Below are 18076 nucleotides of genomic sequence, written 5' to 3' on the forward strand. Positions count from 1 at the left end.
ACCCTCTCGGGCTTTCCTCCGGGCTTTCGTTCTTGCGTTTCCCACTCTATCAGAGTGTTTCGCGCTTCGCTTTCCGGTTCTTCGCTTTCGCGTTTCCCCTTCCGGCGATTCCGACTCTATCAGAACCTTTTCGGCCTGACTCCCAGTCAGCGGGATTTGCTGCGCGGGCCGTTGGCCCTTGCGGCGAGTGAGACATTAGCGGATTCCCCGCCCCCGAAGCCAATCGGCGGCTGCGTCCTGGAACGCGGATTCCCCATTCGCAAATATGCATGAAAACGAGACGGCAGAGTGCGCCGTTCGTTCGAGTGCGTAGTGCGGGATGGGCTGTCCGGGGACCGACCGTGGTCGGCGCTCACGTCGGACAACTCGAAGAACCTTACGGATCACGCACGGGCGTGTCAACTCCAGGACGGGCACCGTGCCAGGCGCTAGCCTGGCTCCCATGACTACGCATGCGCTCGCGCTCAACCTTCGCTGGTGGGCCGCCTGACGGCGGCCGGACCTCCCAGCGAGCACGCATGCGCTCACGGCCGCCGCCCCGGCGGCCGTTTTTCGTTCCTCTCCTCCCGGGAGTGGCCCGGTCGCCGGACGCAACGGCCGCCACCACCACACCGACACAGGGAACAGAGGAGACGGACATGGCGCGGATCTTCAGCGGAATCAAGCCGAGCGGCCACCTGACGCTGGGCAACTACCTCGGCGCCGTACGGCAGTGGGTCGCCGCCGAGCAGAAGCCGGACGAGGCCCTGTTCTGCGTCGTGGACCTGCACGCGCTGACGATCGAGCACGATCCCGCGCGGGTGCGGCGGCTCAGCCGGCAGGCGGCGACGCTGCTGCTGGCCGCCGGGCTGGCGCCGGAGAAGTGCACGCTCTTCGTCCAGAGCCACGTGGACGAACACACGCGGCTGGCCTACCTACTGGAGTGCACCGCTGCCGACGGGGAACTGCGGCGGATGATCCAGTACAAGGAGAAGGCGGCGCAGGCGCAGGCCTCCGGGGCCGGGGTGCGGCTGTCGCTCCTCACCTATCCCGTGCTGATGGCGGCGGACATCCTGGCGTACGCGACCGAGGAGGTGCCGGTCGGTGAGGACCAGCGGCAGCACGTCGAGCTGACCCGGGATCTGGCCGTGCGGTTCAACCAGCGGTACGGGCACACGTTCACGGTGCCGAAGGCGACCCTCCCGGCGGTGGCCGCGCGGGTCATGGACCTGCAGGACCCGCGGTCGAAGATGGGGAAGTCCATGGGCGGCGGGCCGGGTGTCGTGTACCTGCTCGACGAGCCGGAGGTCGTACGCCGCAAGGTCATGCGGGCGGTCACCGACAGCGGGGACGGCGGGGTGGTCTACGACCGGGAGGCGCGCCCCGGGGTGGCGAACCTGCTGGACCTGCTGGCCGCCTGCACCGGTGGGGATCCGGCGGACCTCGCCGACGGGTACGGCGGGTACGGGGCGCTGAAGCGGGACGTGGCCGACGCGGTGGTGGAGGTGCTGCGGCCGGTGCAGGAGCGGCACGCCGGGCTGGCGGCCGATCCGGGGTTGGTCGACGGGGTGCTGCGGGAGGGGGCCGGGAGGGCCCGGGCGATCGCGCGGCCGATGGTGGACCGGGCGTACGAGGCGATCGGGCTGCTGGCTCCGTAGGTTCCGCCGCCCGCCCGGGGCCCGCCGTGGAGGCGGGCCCCGGGGGCCGGGTCAGCCGGTGCCGGAGGCGAGTTCGCGACTGCGGTCGCGGGCGGCTTCGAGGGCGGCGATGAGGGCGGCGCGGACGCCGTGGCGTTCCAGTTCGACGATGGCGTTGATGGTGGTGCCGGCGGGGGAGGTGACGGCCTCGCGGAGCTTGACGGGGTGTTCGCCGCTGTCGCGGAGCATCACGGCCGCGCCGATGGCGGCCTGGACGATGAGGTCGTGGGCCTGGGCGCGGGGCAGGCCGAGGAGGATGCCGGCGTCGGTCATGGCTTCGACGAGGAAGTAGAAGTAGGCGGGTCCAGAGCCGGACAGGGCGGTGGCGGCGTCCTGCTGCGATTCGGGGACGCGGAGGGTCTTGCCGACGCCGCCGAAGATCTCCTCTGCGTGGGCCAGGTGCGCGGCGGTGGCGTGGCTGCCGGCCGAGATGACCGACATGGCCTCGTCCACGAGGGCGGGGGTGTTCGTCATGACGCGGACGACGGGGGTGCCGGGGGCGAGTCGTTCCTCGAAGAAGGAGGTGGGGATGCCGGCGGCACCGCTGATGACGAGGCGGTCGGCGGGAACGTGCGGGGCGAGCTCTTCGAGGAGCTTGCCCATGTCCTGCGGCTTGACGGTGAGGATGAGGGTGTCGGCGCGCTTGGCGGCCTCGGCGTTGCTGACGGCCTCGACGCCGTAGCGGGCGCGGAGTTCCTCGGCTCGTTCGGAGCGGCGGGCGGTGACGAGGAGCTTCCCGGCGGGCCAGCCGCCGCGGATCATTCCGCTGAGCAGGGCCTCGCCGATCTTTCCGGTACCGAGGACTGCGACTGTCTGGGTCATGCGGTGTCACCTCGCCGAACTGGGTGCGCGTACGTGTGCTGCGTCCTCCTCATCCTTGCACTCGGGTGCGGGGGTGCGGGGCCGGTGTCCGCAGTGCGGGCGGTCAGGGGGTGCGGCGGCGGAGGGTGGCGGCGCCGAGGGCGAGGACGAGCAGGGCGCAGGCGGCGACGACGAGGACGTCGCGGACGAAGTCGGCGGTCATGTCGGTGTGGGTGAGGACCTGGGTCATGCCGTCGACGGCGTAGGACATGGGCAGGACGTCGGAGATGCCTTCGAGGACCGGGTGCATGGTGCTGCGGGCGGTGAACAGGCCGCACAGCAGCAGCTGCGGGAAGATCACGGCCGGCATGAACTGGACGGCCTGGAACTCGGAGGCGGCGAAGGCGGAGACGAACAGGCCGAGGGCGGTGCCGAGGAGGGCGTCGAGGAGGGCGACGAGGAGGAGCAGCCAGGGGGAGCCGACGACGTCGAGGCCGAGGAGCCAGAGGGCGAGCCCGGTGGCGAGGAGGGACTGGGCGACGGCGACGGTGCCGAAGGCGAGGGCGTAGCCGGCGATGAGGTCTGCCTTGCCGAGCGGCATGGCGAGGAGGCGTTCGAGGGTGCCGGAGGTGCGTTCGCGCAGGGTGGCGATGGAGGTCACCAGGAACATGGTGATCAGGGGGAAGATCCCGAGGAGGGATGCGCCGATGCCGTCGAAGGTGCGGGGGCTGCCGTCGAAGACGAAGCGGAGCAGGGTCAGCATCAGGACGGGGACCAGCAGCATCAGGGCGATGGAGCGCGGGTCGTGGCGCAGCTGGCGCAGGACGCGGGCGGCGGTGGCGGTGGTGCGGGCGGCGTTCATCGGAGCTGCTCCTGGGCGGTGGGGCCGTGGGCGGGGTCCCGTGCGGGGTCCTGGGCGGCGCGGGCGTTGGCCTCGTCGACGAGGTGGAGGAAGCCCTCCTCGACGGTGGCGGAGCGGGTGCGGGCGCGCAGTGCGTCGGGGGTGTCCCGGGCGAGGATGCGGCCCTCGCGCATGAGGAGGAGGTCGTGGCAGCGTTCGGCCTCGTCCATGACGTGGGAGGAGACGAGGATCGTCGTGCCGCGGGTCGCGGTGAGGTCGTGGAAGAGGTTCCACAGGTCGCGGCGCAGGACGGGGTCGAGTCCGACGGTCGGTTCGTCGAGGACGAGGAGTTCCGGGGCGCCGAGCAGGGCCACGGCGAGGGAGACGCGGCTGCGCTGGCCGCCGGAGAGGCTGCCGGCGAGGGCGTCGGCGCGGCCGGTGAGGTCGACGTCGGCGATGGCCCGGGTGACGGCGGCGCGGCGGCGGTCGGCGGCGGCGCGGCCGGGATCGAGGACGGCGGCGAAGTAGTCGAGGTTCTGCCGGACGGTGAGGTCGTCGTAGACGGAGGGGGCCTGGGTGACGTAGCCGATGCGGGAGCGGAGCTCGGGGTGGCCGGCGGGGCGACCGAGGACGTCGAGGGTGCCGGTGACGTGGGCCTGGGTGCCGACGACGGTGCGCATGAGCGTGGATTTCCCGCAGCCGGAGGGGCCGAGGAGGCCGGTGATGCGGCCGCGGGGGACGTCGAAGGCGAGGGAGTCGAGGACGGTCCGGAGGGTGCGGCCGGTGCCGCGGCGGACGGTCAGGCCGTCGGCCCGGACGGCGGGGGGTGGGGCGGGGGCGGGCCCTTGCTCCGCATTATTCATCATGCGATGAATAATGCGCCCGGGGGTGCCGGCCGTCAACAGGTCGGACGCTGAGGGCGGGGAGGCGGGAGGGGAAGGGAGGGGTGGGGCGGGGCGGGTTGGTTACTTCTTGCGCTTGGGGCGGCGCGCGGCCGGGTTGCCCGTACGGGCACTGCGGCGGCGCTCGTATTCGACGACGGCTCGCTCGTACTCGGCGCGGCGGAGCTTCTCACCGGGGGCCTCGGAGAAGCAGCGCAGGAAGTACGCGATGAGGGAGCCGATGAAACCGATCATCTTCAGGCCCTTGAGGGAGGCCTCGTCGGAGGACGGGGCCGGGCGGCGGCCGAAGGACTCCCAGGTCTTGAGGAAGGCGATGGCGCTGGCGATCGCGAAGAGGACGACGACCGAGATGCTGAGGAACGGGCCGACGTTGCCGATCTCCAGGCCCTCGTACGCGAAGCGCAGCAGGTAGGCCGCGGCGAAGGCCGCGGCGAGCGAGCCCACGCCGGCAGCGGCGCGGCGCACGGCGTAGCCGCCGTCGTGCTCGACCCAGGTCGTGCCGAAGAACGGGATCGGCTCCGGCTGGGGGCCGGCGGGGGTCTGCTGCTGTTCGTCGCTCACACCGGCGATTATCCACCGCCGGCGGTGTACGGCCCGGTGCGTCTCACGTGTCAGACGGACCGGGCCGCCGGGGGCGCCGCCCCGGCCGGGTCAGCCGCAGGGGGAGGCGACGTAGCCGTCGCTGCCCGTCCTGACGTACGCGTCGGAGACGAACTCGCCGTTGCCGACGCAGTCCCAGATGCGGGTGGTGCCGTACGGGCCGCTGACCCATTCGCCGTCCGTCTGGCAGCGGATCGTCACGGACGCGCCGTACGGGAGCACCCTGACGATCGAGTAAGCGGTGCCGGGGCCGCTGCGGACGTTCACCCGGTAGCCCGGCGCGACCGGGAAGGTCTGGAATCCGGACCCCGAGTCGAGGGTCTGGAATTGGCTGGATTCGTTCTCTTCGGACATGTGAAAACTCCCCCCTTTGGCATTGCTCTGCGCAACTCGCGCAGGTTAGCAGGCCCTTGGAGATGCACACGGGACATCGACTAGGCTCCGACGGGGGTGGTGAGCAGTGCAGTCGCTGCACGCGGACTACGTGGGCTTTCCGGAATACGCCGGCCAGTACCGGCTCGAATCCGTGCTCGGATCCGGCGGCATGGGTGTCGTCCACCTGGCCACGTCCGGCTCCGGGCTGAAACTCGCCGTCAAGATCGTGCACCCCCAGCACGCGGTCGACCCGGAATTCCGCGCCCGGTTCCGCCAGGAGGTCGCCGCCGCCCGGCGGGTCAGCGGGGCGTTCACCGCGCCCGTCGTCGACGCCGACCCCGACGCCGAGCGGCCCTGGATGGCCACCCTCTTCATCGACGCCCCCACGCTCGCCGAGCGCGTACGGGACAGGGTGCTGGACCCCGCCGAGCTGACCCGGCTCGCGGCCGGACTGGCCGAAGCCCTGCGCGACATCCACCGGGCCGGGGTGGTGCACCGCGACCTGAAGCCCAGCAACGTGCTGATGGCCCCGGACGGGGTCCGCGTCATCGACTTCGGCATCTCCCGCCCCGCCGACAGCGACCTGCGCACCGAGACCGGGAAACTGATCGGGACGCCGCCCTTCATGGCACCCGAGCAGTTCCAGCGCCCCCGGGAGGTGGGCAGCGCCGCCGATGTGTTCGCGCTGGGCGCCGTACTGGTGCACGCGGCGACCGGGCGGGGTCCCTTCGACTCCGACAGCCACTACCTCGTCGCGTACCAGGTGGTGCACGGCGAGCCCGACCTGGCCGGGCTGCCGCCGCAGCTCGCACCCGTCGTCGCCCGCTGCCTGTCGAAGGACCCGGCCGAGCGGCCCACCGCCGATGCCCTGATCTCGGCGATGCGCGCCCTCGCGTACCCGACCGGCGAGGACACGCAGACCTTCGTCCCGCAGCCCCGCAGGCCCGCCTCACCCACGGTGGCTGACGCGGCGCGGCGTCGTGCCGAGGAGCCCACGCACCAGCGGGTGGACGCCCCCGCCGCATCCGCCGGGACCGATGATGCGGCCACCGCGGGGACCGATGCGGCCGCCGCGGGGCCGGGCCGCGGCGGGCGGCGGACGCGGGTGGCGGTCGCCGCCGCGGTCGGGCTGCTGCTGGCGGGCGGGGCGGTGGGCGGCGGCTGGTACCTGAGGGGTGAGGACGACGGACCGCAGCGGCGGGCGGGCGGGGACGCGCGCTCGGCCCCGGGCTCGAAGAAGCCGTTCGCGCCCTGGACGCGGGTGCTGGGCAGGCCGGGGACCGGGACCGCCGGGCCGGCCGGGACCGCGCCGTCCGCCTGCTCCTGGGCCGAAGGGACCCTGTACTGCTCGGGACACGGGCTGGCCGCGGCCCGGTTGGACCCCGCCGACGGCTCGGTGGTGTGGTCCGTCCAGGCCTCCGCCGGCACCGTCGAGACCGCCGCCCCGCTGCACGACGGCGGACTCGTCCTGACCACGTCGGCCGCCAGTCGCACGCTGCGGGCGCTGGACCCGGCGACCGGGGCGGAGCGGTGGAAGCGGGTGCTGCTCGCCGGGTCGCGGGTCGTGCCCGCCGGGCCGCGGGTGATGATCGCGCTGCCCGACGGCAAGGCGATCTCCGTGGACGCGGCCACCGGAGTCGCGCAGTGGACCAAGCAGTTCGGCGGCCCGGGCTCGGTGTGGTGTGCCGGCGTGACGCCGCCGGCCCAGCCGGGTACGGCCCCCGCGCTGTACGTGGCCACGCCCGCGGCCGACGGGAAGTCCACCCAGGTGTCGGAGGTCGACCCCGTCACGGGTGCGGTACGCGCGCTGGCCCGGACGGCGGGCGCCGCCGAGCCGGTCGGCGTGGCCGGCGGCGGGCTGTTCCTGCTGGAGAACGACGTCGGGTCGATGGCCCGGTCTGTGCTGCGGGTGGACCTCGGCACGGGGGCGGTGCGGTCGGTGCCGCTGTCGGCCCCACTGCTCCAGGCCCAGGCGGCCGTGGCCCCGGACGGCACGGCGTACGTTTTCGGGGTGTCGGGGGCGCTGGCGGCGGTGGGCGCGCAGCGCGAGGAGTGGCGGCTGCAGACCGGGGTCACGGCGGCCTCGCGGCCCGTGCTGGGCGCTGACCGGCGGGTGTACCTGACGGCGGTCGACGGGCGGCTGCTCGCGGTGGACGGCACGGCCGGGCGGCTGGCGGGGCAGACGCAGCCGCGGATGGGGGCGGGGCGGGGGACGTTCACGGCGACGCTGCCGGCACCGGTCGCCGCCGACGGGCGGGTCTTTGCGACCGCGCCCGACGGGTCCGTCTTCGCCGTCGACGCCCGCGACCCGGCCGCCTGGTAGCTCCGCCGGGCCGGCGCGGCGCGGAAAGTACGGGCCCCGCGGGCCGGGCCGCCCCGCCCGGGGTGGTCGGGCGGGGAGGCGGTGGGTCAGGCGAGTTTGGTGACGTCGCGGACTGCGCCCTTGTCGGCGCTCGTCGCCATGGCCGCGTAGGCGCGCAGGGCCGCGGAGACCTTGCGTTCGCGGTTCTTCGGGGCGTAGACGCCGCCGAGCGCCTCCCGGCGGGCGGCCAGGGTGGCGTCGTCGACGAGGAGGTCGATCGAGCGGTTCGGGATGTCGATGCGGATCCGGTCGCCGTCCTCGACCAGGGCGATGGTGCCGCCCGAGGCGGCCTCCGGGGAGGCGTGGCCGATGGACAGGCCGGAGGTGCCGCCCGAGAAGCGGCCGTCCGTCACCAGGGCGCAGGCCTTGCCGAGGCCGCGGCCCTTCAGGAAGGAGGTCGGGTAGAGCATCTCCTGCATGCCGGGGCCGCCGCGCGGGCCCTCGTACCGGATGACGACGACGTCGCCCTCCTTGACCTGCTTGGACAGGATCTTGTCGACGGCCTCGTCCTGGGACTCGCAGACGACCGCGGGCCCCTCGAAGGTCCAGATGGACTCGTCGACGCCGGCGGTCTTCACGACGCAGCCGTCGACAGCGATGTTGCCCCTGAGGACGGCGAGGCCGCCGTCCTTCGAGTACGCGTGCTCGACGGATCGGATGCAGCCGTTCTCCGCGTCGAGGTCGAGGGACTCCCAGCGCTCGGACTGGGAGAAGGCGGTCGCGGAGCGCTTGCAGCCGGGGGCGGCGTGCCACAGTTCCACGGCCTCGGCGGAGGCGGTGCCGGAGCGGGCGTCCCACGTGCCCAGCCAGTCGTCGAGGTTGGCCGAGTGGACCGTGGTGACGTCCTTGTTCAACAGGCCGCCGCGGTGGAGCTCGCCGAGGATGGCGGGGATGCCGCCGGCGCGGTGCACGTCCTCCATGTAGTACGTGCCGCCGGGTGCGACGTTCGGGGCGACCTTCGCCAGGCAGGGGACGCGGCGCGAGACGGCGTCGATGTCCTTGAGGTCGTAGTCCAGGCCGGCCTCCTGGGCGGCGGCCAGCAGGTGCAGGATCGTGTTGGTCGAGCCGCCCATGGCGATGTCGAGGGCCATGGCGTTCTCGAAGGCCTCGCGGGTGGCGATGCTGCGGGGGAGGACCGAGTGGTCGTCCTGCTCGTAGTGGCGCTTGGTGATCTCGACGATCGTGCGGCCGGCCTCCTCGTACAGGGCGCGGCGGGCGGTGTGGGTGGCGAGGACGGAACCGTTGCCGGGCAGGGCCAGGCCGATGGCCTCGGCGAGGCAGTTCATCGAGTTGGCGGTGAACATGCCGGAACAGGAGCCGCAGGTCGGGCAGGCGTTCTCCTCGATGCGCAGGACGTCCTCGTCGGAGACGTTTTCGTTGACCGCGTCGACGATCGCGTTGATCAGGTCGAGCTTGCGGACGGTGCCGTCGACGAGGGTCGCCTGGCCGGCCTCCATGGGGCCGCCGGAGACGAAGACGGCCGGGATGTTGAGGCGCATGGCGGCCATCAGCATGCCGGGGGTGATCTTGTCACAGTTGGAGATGCAGATCAGGGCGTCGGCGCAGTGCGCCTCGACCATGTACTCGACGGAGTCCGCGATCAGGTCGCGGGAGGGCAGTGAGTACAGCATGCCGCCGTGGCCCATGGCGATGCCGTCGTCGACCGCGATGGTGTTGAACTCGCGGGGGACGGCGCCGGCGGCGCGGATGGCGTCGGAGACGATCCGGCCGACGGGGGCCAGGTGGGTGTGGCCGGGGACGAACTCGGTGAAGGAGTTGGCGACGGCGATGATCGGCTTGCCGATGTCCTCGCTCGCTACGCCCGACGCGCGCATGAGCGCACGGGCGCCTGCCATGTTGCGGCCGTGGGTGACGGTGCGGGACCTCAGCTCGGGCATCGGGTTCACTCCCCATGAGTGCGGTGGTGCTGGCGCGCCGCCGCGACTGTGGATATGGCTCGGTTACGAGGCTACGCCCCTGGCCCGGGATACGGACAGCGCGTCCGGATGCCGGGACGGGCGGGTCAGCCCTCGGTCAGGTACCGCTGGAGGGTGGGGGCCACCAGCTCGATGATGTGGTCCGGGTCGGCGGAGGCCAGCGGCTCGACCTGGACGACGTAGCGCAGGACCGCGATGCCGACCATGTGGGAGGCGGCGAGCTCGGCCCGGAAGGTGGGGTCGGGGACGTTCAGCTCGTCGGCGACCCGCTCCAGCAGGCGGCGCAGGACAAGGTCGCGCAGCACCCTGGCCGCGGCCTCGTGGGTGAGGGCCGAGCGGATCACCGCGAGGAGCGGGGCGCGGGTGACGGGGTTCTCCCAGATGCCGAGGAAGGAGCGGACCAGGCGCTCGCCGATGCCGTCGGGCCCGGCGCCGAGGATCTGCGGGACCAGGAGCGCGGGCTCCAGGCTCACTTCGATGGCGTCGGCGAACAGCTCGTCCTTGCTGCCGAAGTAGTGGTGGATCAGGGAGGGGTCCACACCTGCGGTCTTGGCGATCCCGCGCAGGGAGGTCTTGTCGTAGCCGCGTGCGGCGAACTCGGAGCGGGCGGCGAGGCGGATCCGCTCCATGGCGCCGGGGCCGGTGTCGGCCTCGTCCTGGCGGGGGCGGCCGGGGCCGCGGCGGCGGGGGGTCGGGGTGTCGTCGGTGCGCGGGGTCATCGGGCGGTCACGTCCCGGCCGGTGCTCGCCGCCAGGTGCAGCCGGGTGAAGGCCAGCGCCTCGGCGAGGTCGGCCTCGCGCTCCGCGGAGGACATGGCCCGGCGGGTGTTGACCTCGATGACGACGTGGCCGTCGAAGGAGTTAGCGGCGAGGCGTTCCAGCAGCTCGGCGCAGGGCTGGGAGCCGCGGCCGGGGACGAGGTGCTCGTCCTTGGCGGAGCCGTTGCCGTCGGCGAGGTGCACGTGCGCGAGGCGGTCGCCCATGCGGTCGACCATCTCCATGGCGTTCGTACGGGCGGTGGCGGTGTGGGACAGGTCGACGGTGAAGTGCCGGTAGTCGTCCTTGGTGACGTCCCACTCGGGGGCGTACGCGAGCATCTCGCGGTCGCGGTAGCGCCAGGGGTACATGTTCTCCACGGCGAACCGGACGTCCGTCTCGTCGGCCATCCGTGCGATGCCGGTGACGAAGTCCCGGGCGTACTGGCGCTGCCAGCGAAAGGGCGGGTGCACGACGACGGTGCTCGCGCCGAGGCGTTCGGCGGCGGACCGGGCCCGCTGGAGCTTGGTCCACGGGTCGGTGGACCAGACGCGCTGGGTGATCAGGAGGCAGGGGGCGTGGACGGCCAGGACGGGGATGCCGTGGGCGTCGGAGAGGCGGCGCAGGGCCTCGATGTCCTGGCTGACCGGGTCCGTCCAGACCATGACCTCGACGCCGTCGTAGCCGAGGCGCGCGGCGATCTCGAAGGCGGTCGCCGTCGACTCCGGGTAGACGGAGGCGGTGGAGAGGGCGACTTTCGCGGTCGGAATGCGGACGGGTTCTGCCACGGGGACAGGGTACCGAGGGCCCGGCCGGCCGGGAGGGCTCCCCTCCGGGCCGTGGCGCACGCCTTCGGCCCGCCGCTCCGCCTCTCCGGGGGCGGGGGCCGAGGGCGTCAGGGGTCAGACATCAGGCGTCAGACGGGGAGGTGGTCCAGGCGGCGGAGGATGACGCCCTCGCGCAGGGCCCAGGGGCAGATCTCCAGGTCGTCGACCCCGAAGAGGTCCATCGCGCCCTCGGCGACCAGCGCCCCGGCCAACAGCTGGGCGGCCCGGCCCTCCGAGACCCCCGGCAGCGTGGACCGCTGCGCGACCGTCATCTCCGAGAGCTTCGGCACCCACTCCTCCAGGGCCTTGCGGGTCAGGTCCCGCTGTACGTAGAGGCCCTCCGTCGAGCGGGCCGCGCCCGCGATGCGGGCCAGCTGCTTGAACGTCTTCGAGGTGGCGACGACGTGGTCCGGCGCCCCGAAGCGGCTGAACTCGCGCACGGTGCGGGCGATCTGGGCCCGCACGTGCCGGCGCAGCGCGCGGATGTCGGCCGGGTCCGGCGGGTCGCCCGGGAGCCAGGTGGAGGTGAGGCGGCCGGCGCCGAGCGGCAGGGAAACGGCCGCGTCCGGGTCCTCGTCGATGCCGTACGCGATCTCCAGCGAGCCGCCGCCGATGTCGAGGACCAGCAGCTTGCCCGCCGACCAGCCGAACCAGCGGCGGACGGCGAGGAAGGTCAGCCGGGCCTCGTCGTCGCCGCTGAGGATCGGCAGGTCGACGCCGGTGTCGGCCTTGACCCGGGCGAGGACCTCATCGGCGTTGGTGGCTTCCCGTACGGCGCTGGTCGCGAACGGCAGCACGTCCTCGCAGCCCTTGTCCTCGGCGGCCTGCACGGCGCCGCCGATCACCGTCACGAGGCGCTCGATGCCGTCGGGGGTGACCGCGCCGCTGTCGTCGAGCAGCTGGGCCAGCCGCAGTTCCACCTTGTGCGAATGTGCGGGCTGCGGGCGCGCGCCGGGGTGCGCGTCCACCACCAGCAGATGCACCGTGTTCGAACCCACGTCAAGGACACCGAGTCTCATACGAGGAAACGCTACTGTGCGGCGGGAGTACGGGCGGCTCTAGGGGCGCTTAGGCTTGGGTTTGTGCCACATACGAAGAAGGCCGACAAGTCCAAGAACAAGACGAAGGTCAGGCCGAAGCCCCAGGTCAAGGCCGCCGCTACGGCCGCCTCCGCTGCGCCCGCCGACGACGAGAAGGGCCTGGACTTCCCCCGGGCCTGGGTGGAGTTCCCCGACCCCGCCGACGACGAGCAGGTCTTCCGCTGCGACCTGACCTGGCTGACGTCCCGCTGGACGTGCATCTTCGGCAGCGGCTGCCAGGGCATCCAGGCGGGCCGGGCCAGCGACGGCTGCTGCACGCTGGGCGCGCACTTCTCCGACGAGGACGACGAGAAGCGGGTCGCCGAGCACGTGGCGCGCCTCTCCCCGGAGCTGTGGCAGTTCCACGACGTGGGCACCGAATCCGGGTGGGTGCAGAAGGACGAGGACGGCGAGCGGCAGACCCGCCGGTGGGAGGGTGCCTGCATCTTCCTGAACCGGCCCGGCTTCCCGGCCGGCGCCGGCTGCTCCCTGCACATCCTGGCGCTGCGCGAAGGACGCGAGCCGCTGGAGACCAAGCCGGACGTGTGCTGGCAGCTGCCGATCCGGCGGACGTACGAGTGGATCGACCGGCCCGACGACACCCGGGTGCTCCAGGTGTCGATCGGCGAGTACGACCGGCGCGGCTGGGGTCCGGGCGGGCACGACCTGCACTGGTGGTGCACCTCGGCGACGTCCGCGCACGGCGCGGGTGAGCCGGTCTACGTGACGTACCGGGCGGAGCTGACGGAACTGATGGGGAAAGAGGGGTACGCGGAACTCGTGAAGCACTGCGAGGCGCGGCTGGCGTCCCTGCTGCCGATGGCCCCGCACCCCGCCGACCCGGTGTAGGCCGGGGCCGGCGGAGCGGGGCACCCGGACCGGGCGCCCGGACCGGGCCCGGGCTGGGCCGCGCCGGGGCGGGGGCGGTCAGTGGGCGCGGGGCGGCTCGTCCTCGCCCTGTCCGGTTTCGGGGCGGCGGAGCTGCTCCTTGAGCTTTTCCTGGGCCGTGTCGACGTGGCGGGCGTACTTGCCCCGGGTCTTCTGGTCGACGAAGTCGCCGGCCCTGTCGACGCCCTGTGCGGCCTGGCCCTCGTGGCCCTTCAGCATCTGCTTGATCTTGTCGATCATGCTCATTCCGGCCTCCTCGGCCTCGGGGTCCGAACCCATCCAGGGTCTCCGGCGTGATCCTTCCGTGCATCTCGGGGACGGGCGGTCCGCCCGGTTCACGGGGAGGGGTCAACGGGTGTGCCGGGGGCCGGGGGAACCGTTCCGCCGGGGCCGGAGCCGGACCCGGGCGCGCTCGGGGTCGGCGTCGGCGCGGGCGTCGGGGTCCCTGCCGGGTCGGGCGTGGGAGTGGGGGTGGGGGTCGGCGTCGGCGTCGGCGTGGGAGTCGGCGTCGGGGTGGGGACGGGCCGGCCGGCGCCCCGGATGGAGACCACGGTCCCGCCCGGCTCCACGGCGACCCGGGCCGCCCAGGGGCCCGCGGGCTCGGTGGCCGGGTCGACGGTGATGTGCAGGGTGACCGATTCTCCGGGGGCCAGGGTGCCCGCGGTCCGGCTCGCCCGCAGCCAGGGCGCGTCGGACCGGAGCTGCCAGTCCACCGGGGCCCCGCCGGACGCGGTGAGGGTGAGCACGGTGGTCCCGCCGTCCGGGACGGCGGCGACGGTGATCCGGCCGGGAGCTCCCGGCCCGCCGGGGGCGGCGGGCGGCCCGGTGCTGATCACCGCGACGGAGACGTCCCGCTCCGGGCCGCCCGGGGTGCCGGCGGCGAAGCCGGGGGCGCCGGTGGTGCGGGCTGCGAGGCCGGTTCCGGCGTTCTCGTACGCCCGCATCGGGCCGCCGCCCGGCAGGGGCGCCGGGATCTCGGACGTGCTCGCCGAGATCCGGCCGGAGTCGCCGCCCGCGGGCTCGCGGGGGCCGGGCGTGGCCCGGTACGCCGCCCAGAGCGCCAGGACCGGCGCCGCGACGACGGTGGCGACGACGGTGGTGGTCACCGCGCGGGCGCGCAGCCGGTCGCGGCGGGCGGCCCGGTCCCGGGGGTCCACGGGGAAGCCGGTGCGGTTGAAGCGGGGGGCGGCGGGGTGGCGGCCGCGGGCGGTGCGTTGCATGGCCGCGTGGACGGCGGGGCGGGGCGCCTGGACGAGGGGGAGGGCGGCGTCGATGCCGCAGGAGCCGGGCCAGGGGGCGGCCGCGCCCACGCGTTCGGCGGCGCGACGGCAGCGGGGGCAGTCGTCGACGTGGCGGACGAGCTCGGTGCGCAGGGTGGTGGACAGCAGGAGCTGTCCCTCGCCGGTGAGCCGGGACACCGACGGGCAGCCTCCGGTCTCGACGGCGGCGAGGGCGGCGCGGGTGCGTTCGACCTCGCAGGCGGCGCCGGCGAGCAGCTCGCGGGCGGTGGCGGGGGGCGTACCGAGGACGGCGGCGAGTTCGGGGACGCCGAGCCGGTGGCGGACGGTGAGTTCGAGGGCCTCGCGCTGTTCGGGTGTGGTGCCGGCGGCCTCGGGCCAGGCGAGGCGGGCGAGCTCGGTGCGCCGGTGCGCGTGCGCGTCGAGGGAGCGGTGCGCCTCCGGCTCGTGCCCGGCTCCGGTGTGCTCCGGCGTGCGCCGGGCGGAGTGCGCCCCCGGGCGGCCCCGGCGCTGCTCGGTCATGCGGCGTACGCAGGCCCAGCGGGCGAGGGCGTACAGCCACGCCCGGCGGTCGCCCTCGTCGGGACAGCGGCCGGGGTGCCGCTCGGCGACGGCGAGGACCTCGGCGAGCACGTCGGTGGCGGTGTCGTGGTCGCACAGGACCGACAGGCAGTACGTGAACAGGCCGTCCAGGTACGGCTCGTGCCGGAACGGCGGCGGCTGCTCTGCGGCGGACCCCTCACGGGGCGTGCGCCCGTGCGCCGGTTGTGCGCCGGTGCGCCCGGCGGGGCTCTCCTGGTTGCTGCTGTCCACCCTCGCGAAGGTAGGCGGCCGCCCGCCGGGGCCCGTGAAGCCTTGAGCTGTTTTAGCCCTTACGGGTGAAGAGATCGAACAGGCGCTGACCGCGGCCCTGACGCCGGGTGCTGACCGGGCCGTCGGCCGGGGCCGACGGCCGGGGCTGTCGGCGGGGGCGGCTACCGTGGGCGGCATGGCTGCCCGTACATCCCGCTCATCCGCCAAGGACCGGCCCTCCTACCGCTGCACCGAATGCGGCTGGACCACCGCGAAGTGGCTCGGCCGCTGCCCCGAATGCCAGGCCTGGGGCACCGTCGAGGAGATGGGCGCGCCCGCCGTGCGGACCACCGCGGCCGGCCGCGTCACGGCGGCTGCGCTCCCGATCGCGCAGGTCGACGGCCGGACGGCGACCGCCCGCAGCACGGGCGTCGACGAGCTGGACCGGGTCCTCGGCGGCGGGCTGGTGCCCGGGGCCGTGGTCCTGTTGGCCGGCGAGCCGGGTGTCGGCAAGTCCACGCTGCTGCTGGACGTCGCCGCCAAGGCGGCCAGTGCGACCCACCGCACCCTGTACGTCACCGGCGAGGAGTCGGCGAGCCAGGTGCGGCTGCGTGCCGACCGGATCGGGGCCCTCAACGACCACCTGTACCTGGCGGCCGAGACCGACCTGTCGGCCGTGCTGGGCCACCTCGACGCCGTGCAGCCCTCGTTGCTGATCCTGGACTCCGTACAGACCGTGGCCTCCCCCGAGATCGACGGCGCACCCGGCGGCATGGCCCAGGTGCGGGAGGTCGCCGGGGCGCTGATCCGGGCGTCCAAGGAGCGCGGGATGGCGACGCTGCTGGTCGGGCACGTCACCAAGGACGGCGCGATCGCCGGTCCGCGGCTGCTGGAGCACCTGGTGGACGTGGTGCTCGGGTTCGAGGGCGACCGGCACGCCAGGCTGCGCCTGGTCCGCGGTGTGAAGAACCGGTACGGGGCCACCGACGAGGTGGGCTGCTTCGAACTGCACGACGAGGGGATCACCGGGCTCGCCGACCCCAGCGGGCTGTTCCTGACCCGGCGGGCGGAGGCCGTCCCCGGTACCTGCCTGACGGTGACCCTGGAGGGCAAGCGGCCACTGGTCGCCGAGGTGCAGGCGCTGACCGTGGACTCGCAGATCCCCTCGCCGCGGCGGACCACGTCGGGCCTGGAGACCTCCCGGGTGTCGATGATGCTGGCGGTGCTGGAGCAGCGCGGCCGGATCACCGCGCTCGGCAAGCGCGACATCTACAGCGCCACCGTGGGCGGGGTGAAGCTCACCGAACCGGCCGCCGACCTGGCCATCGCACTGGCGCTGGCCTCCGCCGCGAGCGACGTCCCGCTGCCGAAGAACCTGGTGGCGATCGGGGAGGTCGGCCTCGCCGGCGAGGTGCGGCGGGTGACCGGCGTGCAGCGGCGCCTGGCCGAGGCGCACCGGCTCGGTTTCACGCACGCGCTGGTGCCGGTCGATCCGGGGAAGGTTCCCGCGGGGATGAAGGTGACGGAGGTCGCCGACATGGGTGACGCGCTGCGGGTGCTGCCCCGCCGGCGGTCCCGTGAGACGGCCCGTGAGACGGCCCGTGATACGGCCCGCGAGACGGCCCGCGAGTAGCCTCCGGGCGGCGCGCGGCCCGGCCGGTACGGGGTGCCCGCGCGGGTGCACCTTGCCAAGCCACGGCGGGCGCGGAGTGCGCGCCGGTAGACTTTGTGCTGGTCCGCCCGGCCCACGCAGGCGGCGCAACCCGCGACCGGAGGAGTGCAGTGGCAGCCAAGGACGGGGCAGCAGCATCCGGGAAGTCGGGCGCGAGCTCCAAGCAGGAATCCATGATGCGTGCCTCGCTGAGCGCGGTCGCACCTGGTCAGCCCCTGCGCGACGGCCTGGAGCGGATCGTCCGCGGCAACACCGGCGGCCTCATCGTCCTCGGGATGGACAAGACCGTCGAGGCGATGTGCACGGGCGGTTTCGTGCTGGACGTGGAGTTCACCGCGACCCGGCTGCGCGAGCTGTGCAAGCTGGACGGCGCGCTCATCCTGGACAAGGACCTGACGAAGATCCTGCGGGCCGGTGTGCAGCTTGTTCCGGACGCGTCGATCCCGACCGAGGAGACCGGCACCCGGCACCGCACGGCGGACCGCGTCTCGAAGCAGTGCGGATTCCCCGTCGTGTCCGTCTCCCAGTCGATGCGGCTGATCGCCCTGTACGTGAACGGTGAGCGCCGCGTCCTGGAGGAGTCGGGGGCGATCCTGTCCCGGGCGAACCAGGCGCTGGCGACGCTGGAGCGGTACAAGCTGCGGCTGGACGAGGTCGCGGGGACGCTGTCGGCGCTGGAGATCGAGGATCTGGTCACGGTGCGCGACGTGACGGCGGTCGCGCAGCGGCTGGAAATGGTTCGCCGGATCGCGACGGAAATCGCGGAATACGTGGTCGAGCTGGGCACCGACGGGCGGCTGCTGTCGCTGCAGCTGGACGAGCTGACGGTCGGGATCGAGCAGGAGCGCGAGCTCGTGATCCGCGACTACGTGCCGGAGCCGACGGCCAAGCGGTCGCGGACGGTGGAGGAGGCGCTGCCGGCGCTGGACGCCCTGACCCATCCGGAGCTGCTGGAGCTGGGCAACGTGGCGAGGGCGCTGGGGTACACCGGCTCGCCGGAGACCCTGGATTCGGCGGTGTCTCCGCGGGGCTACCGGCTGCTGGCGAAGGTGCCCCGGCTGCCGGGGGCGATCATCGAGCGGCTGGTGGAGCACTTCGGCGGATTGCAGAAGCTGCTGGCGGCAAGCGTCGACGACCTGCAGACCGTCGACGGGGTGGGCGAGGCCCGTGCCCGGAGCGTCCGCGAGGGGCTGTCCCGGTTGGCGGAGTCCTCGATCCTGGAGCGGTACGTCTGAGGCGGCGGGTAGACGGTGGGTGAAGGGGTGGGGGGGGGGCCCGGGGGGCCCGCCCCCCCCCAACCCAGTGTAAGAGAGCGCCCCCCCCCCCCCCCC

16 protein-coding genes are annotated in these 18076 nt (G+C 73.7%); 5 read left to right on the forward strand and 11 right to left on the reverse strand.

Annotation, left to right across the window (positions count from 1 at the left end; genetic code table 11):
* Positions 1-638: 638 nt before the first annotated feature.
* Positions 639-1637, forward strand: a complete 999-nt coding sequence (gene trpS / locus ACFV7Q_RS33720; protein ID WP_385434493.1) for a tryptophan--tRNA ligase — start codon at positions 639-641, stop codon at positions 1635-1637.
* A 51-nt stretch (positions 1638-1688) separates the two neighbouring features.
* On the opposite strand, the gene proC is transcribed toward trpS, so the two are convergent.
* The 5 genes from proC to ACFV7Q_RS33745 form a co-directional block, all read right to left on the reverse strand.
* Positions 1689-2498, reverse strand: coding sequence for a pyrroline-5-carboxylate reductase (gene proC, locus ACFV7Q_RS33725; RefSeq protein WP_385434495.1), 810 nt, complete (start codon positions 2496-2498; stop codon positions 1689-1691).
* 103 nt (positions 2499-2601) lie between these two features.
* On the reverse strand, positions 2602-3339 hold the full coding sequence (locus tag ACFV7Q_RS33730) for an ABC transporter permease (protein WP_385434497.1): 738 nt from the start codon (positions 3337-3339) through the stop codon (positions 2602-2604).
* Positions 3336-4181: an ABC transporter ATP-binding protein gene (locus tag ACFV7Q_RS33735; protein WP_385434524.1), complete on the reverse strand. Its 846-nt coding sequence runs from the start codon at positions 4179-4181 to the stop codon at positions 3336-3338. The genes ACFV7Q_RS33730 and ACFV7Q_RS33735 overlap by 4 nt, the downstream gene beginning before the upstream one ends.
* A gap of 102 nt (positions 4182-4283) precedes the next feature.
* On the reverse strand, positions 4284-4781 hold the full coding sequence (locus tag ACFV7Q_RS33740) for a hypothetical protein (protein ID WP_385434499.1): 498 nt from the start codon (positions 4779-4781) through the stop codon (positions 4284-4286).
* 90 nt (positions 4782-4871) lie between these two features.
* Positions 4872-5174, reverse strand: a complete 303-nt coding sequence (locus ACFV7Q_RS33745) for an SH3 domain-containing protein (RefSeq protein ID WP_385434501.1) — start codon at positions 5172-5174, stop codon at positions 4872-4874.
* A gap of 106 nt (positions 5175-5280) precedes the next feature.
* On the opposite strand from ACFV7Q_RS33745, the gene ACFV7Q_RS33750 reads away from it, so the two are divergent.
* Positions 5281-7518, forward strand: coding sequence for a protein kinase (locus ACFV7Q_RS33750; RefSeq protein ID WP_385434503.1), 2238 nt, complete (start codon positions 5281-5283; stop codon positions 7516-7518).
* An 86-nt stretch (positions 7519-7604) separates the two neighbouring features.
* Here the strand turns inward: ACFV7Q_RS33750 and ilvD are convergent, their stop codons facing one another.
* From ilvD to ACFV7Q_RS33770, 4 genes are all read right to left on the reverse strand, one after another.
* Positions 7605-9455, reverse strand: a complete 1851-nt coding sequence (gene ilvD / locus ACFV7Q_RS33755; protein WP_385434505.1) for a dihydroxy-acid dehydratase — start codon at positions 9453-9455, stop codon at positions 7605-7607.
* A gap of 125 nt (positions 9456-9580) precedes the next feature.
* A complete protein-coding gene (locus tag ACFV7Q_RS33760; RefSeq protein WP_385434507.1) occupies positions 9581-10213 on the reverse strand; it encodes a TetR family transcriptional regulator in 633 nt (210 codons plus the stop codon).
* On the reverse strand, positions 10210-11037 hold the full coding sequence (locus ACFV7Q_RS33765; protein WP_385434509.1) for a sugar phosphate isomerase/epimerase family protein: 828 nt from the start codon (positions 11035-11037) through the stop codon (positions 10210-10212). The genes ACFV7Q_RS33760 and ACFV7Q_RS33765 overlap by 4 nt, the downstream gene beginning before the upstream one ends.
* Before the next feature lie 128 nt (positions 11038-11165).
* Positions 11166-12095: a Ppx/GppA family phosphatase gene (locus tag ACFV7Q_RS33770; protein WP_385434511.1), complete on the reverse strand. Its 930-nt coding sequence runs from the start codon at positions 12093-12095 to the stop codon at positions 11166-11168.
* A gap of 63 nt (positions 12096-12158) precedes the next feature.
* On the opposite strand from ACFV7Q_RS33770, the gene ACFV7Q_RS33775 reads away from it, so the two are divergent.
* Positions 12159-13004 (forward strand): hypothetical protein, encoded by an 846-nt coding sequence (locus tag ACFV7Q_RS33775; RefSeq protein WP_385434513.1) that lies wholly within the window; start codon positions 12159-12161, stop codon positions 13002-13004.
* A gap of 78 nt (positions 13005-13082) precedes the next feature.
* On the opposite strand, the gene ACFV7Q_RS33780 is transcribed toward ACFV7Q_RS33775, so the two are convergent.
* Entirely contained in the window at positions 13083-13289 is a 207-nt protein-coding gene (locus tag ACFV7Q_RS33780; protein ID WP_385434515.1) for an antitoxin, read from the reverse strand.
* 89 nt (positions 13290-13378) lie between these two features.
* The gene (locus ACFV7Q_RS33785) at positions 13379-15094 is read right to left on the reverse strand and encodes a hypothetical protein (RefSeq protein WP_385434517.1); all 1716 of its coding nucleotides are present in this window, start codon (positions 15092-15094) and stop codon (positions 13379-13381) included.
* Between the two features lie 175 nt (positions 15095-15269).
* On the opposite strand from ACFV7Q_RS33785, the gene radA reads away from it, so the two are divergent.
* Together radA and disA are read left to right on the forward strand one after the other, a co-directional pair.
* Positions 15270-16706: a DNA repair protein RadA gene (gene radA, locus ACFV7Q_RS33790; protein WP_385434519.1), complete on the forward strand. Its 1437-nt coding sequence runs from the start codon at positions 15270-15272 to the stop codon at positions 16704-16706.
* A gap of 149 nt (positions 16707-16855) precedes the next feature.
* Positions 16856-17980 carry a DNA integrity scanning diadenylate cyclase DisA gene (gene disA, locus ACFV7Q_RS33795; protein WP_385434521.1) on the forward strand — a complete coding sequence of 375 codons (1125 nt, stop codon included), beginning with the start codon at positions 16856-16858 and terminating at the stop codon, positions 17978-17980.
* The last annotated feature ends 96 nt before the right edge of the window (positions 17981-18076 follow it).

The organism is Streptomyces sp. NPDC059851 (genome assembly GCF_042732005.1).
Classification (GTDB): Bacteria; Actinomycetota; Actinomycetes; order Streptomycetales; family Streptomycetaceae; genus Streptomyces.

Coding starts and splice junctions, on each gene's coding strand:
- ACFV7Q_RS33780 (WP_385434515.1), bottom strand. CDS start 13,289: ATGAGCATGATCGACAAGATCAAGCAGATGCTGAAGGGCCACGAGGGC.
- trpS (WP_385434493.1), top strand. CDS start 639: ATGGCGCGGATCTTCAGCGGAATCAAGCCGAGCGGCCACCTGACGCTG.
- ACFV7Q_RS33770 (WP_385434511.1), bottom strand. CDS start 12,095: ATGAGACTCGGTGTCCTTGACGTGGGTTCGAACACGGTGCATCTGCTG.
- ilvD (WP_385434505.1), bottom strand. CDS start 9,455: ATGCCCGAGCTGAGGTCCCGCACCGTCACCCACGGCCGCAACATGGCA.
- ACFV7Q_RS33735 (WP_385434524.1), bottom strand. CDS start 4,181: ATGAATAATGCGGAGCAAGGGCCCGCCCCCGCCCCACCCCCCGCCGTC.
- radA (WP_385434519.1), top strand. CDS start 15,270: ATGGCTGCCCGTACATCCCGCTCATCCGCCAAGGACCGGCCCTCCTAC.
- ACFV7Q_RS33730 (WP_385434497.1), bottom strand. CDS start 3,339: ATGAACGCCGCCCGCACCACCGCCACCGCCGCCCGCGTCCTGCGCCAG.
- proC (WP_385434495.1), bottom strand. CDS start 2,498: ATGACCCAGACAGTCGCAGTCCTCGGTACCGGAAAGATCGGCGAGGCC.
- ACFV7Q_RS33760 (WP_385434507.1), bottom strand. CDS start 10,213: ATGACCCCGCGCACCGACGACACCCCGACCCCCCGCCGCCGCGGCCCC.
- ACFV7Q_RS33745 (WP_385434501.1), bottom strand. CDS start 5,174: ATGTCCGAAGAGAACGAATCCAGCCAATTCCAGACCCTCGACTCGGGG.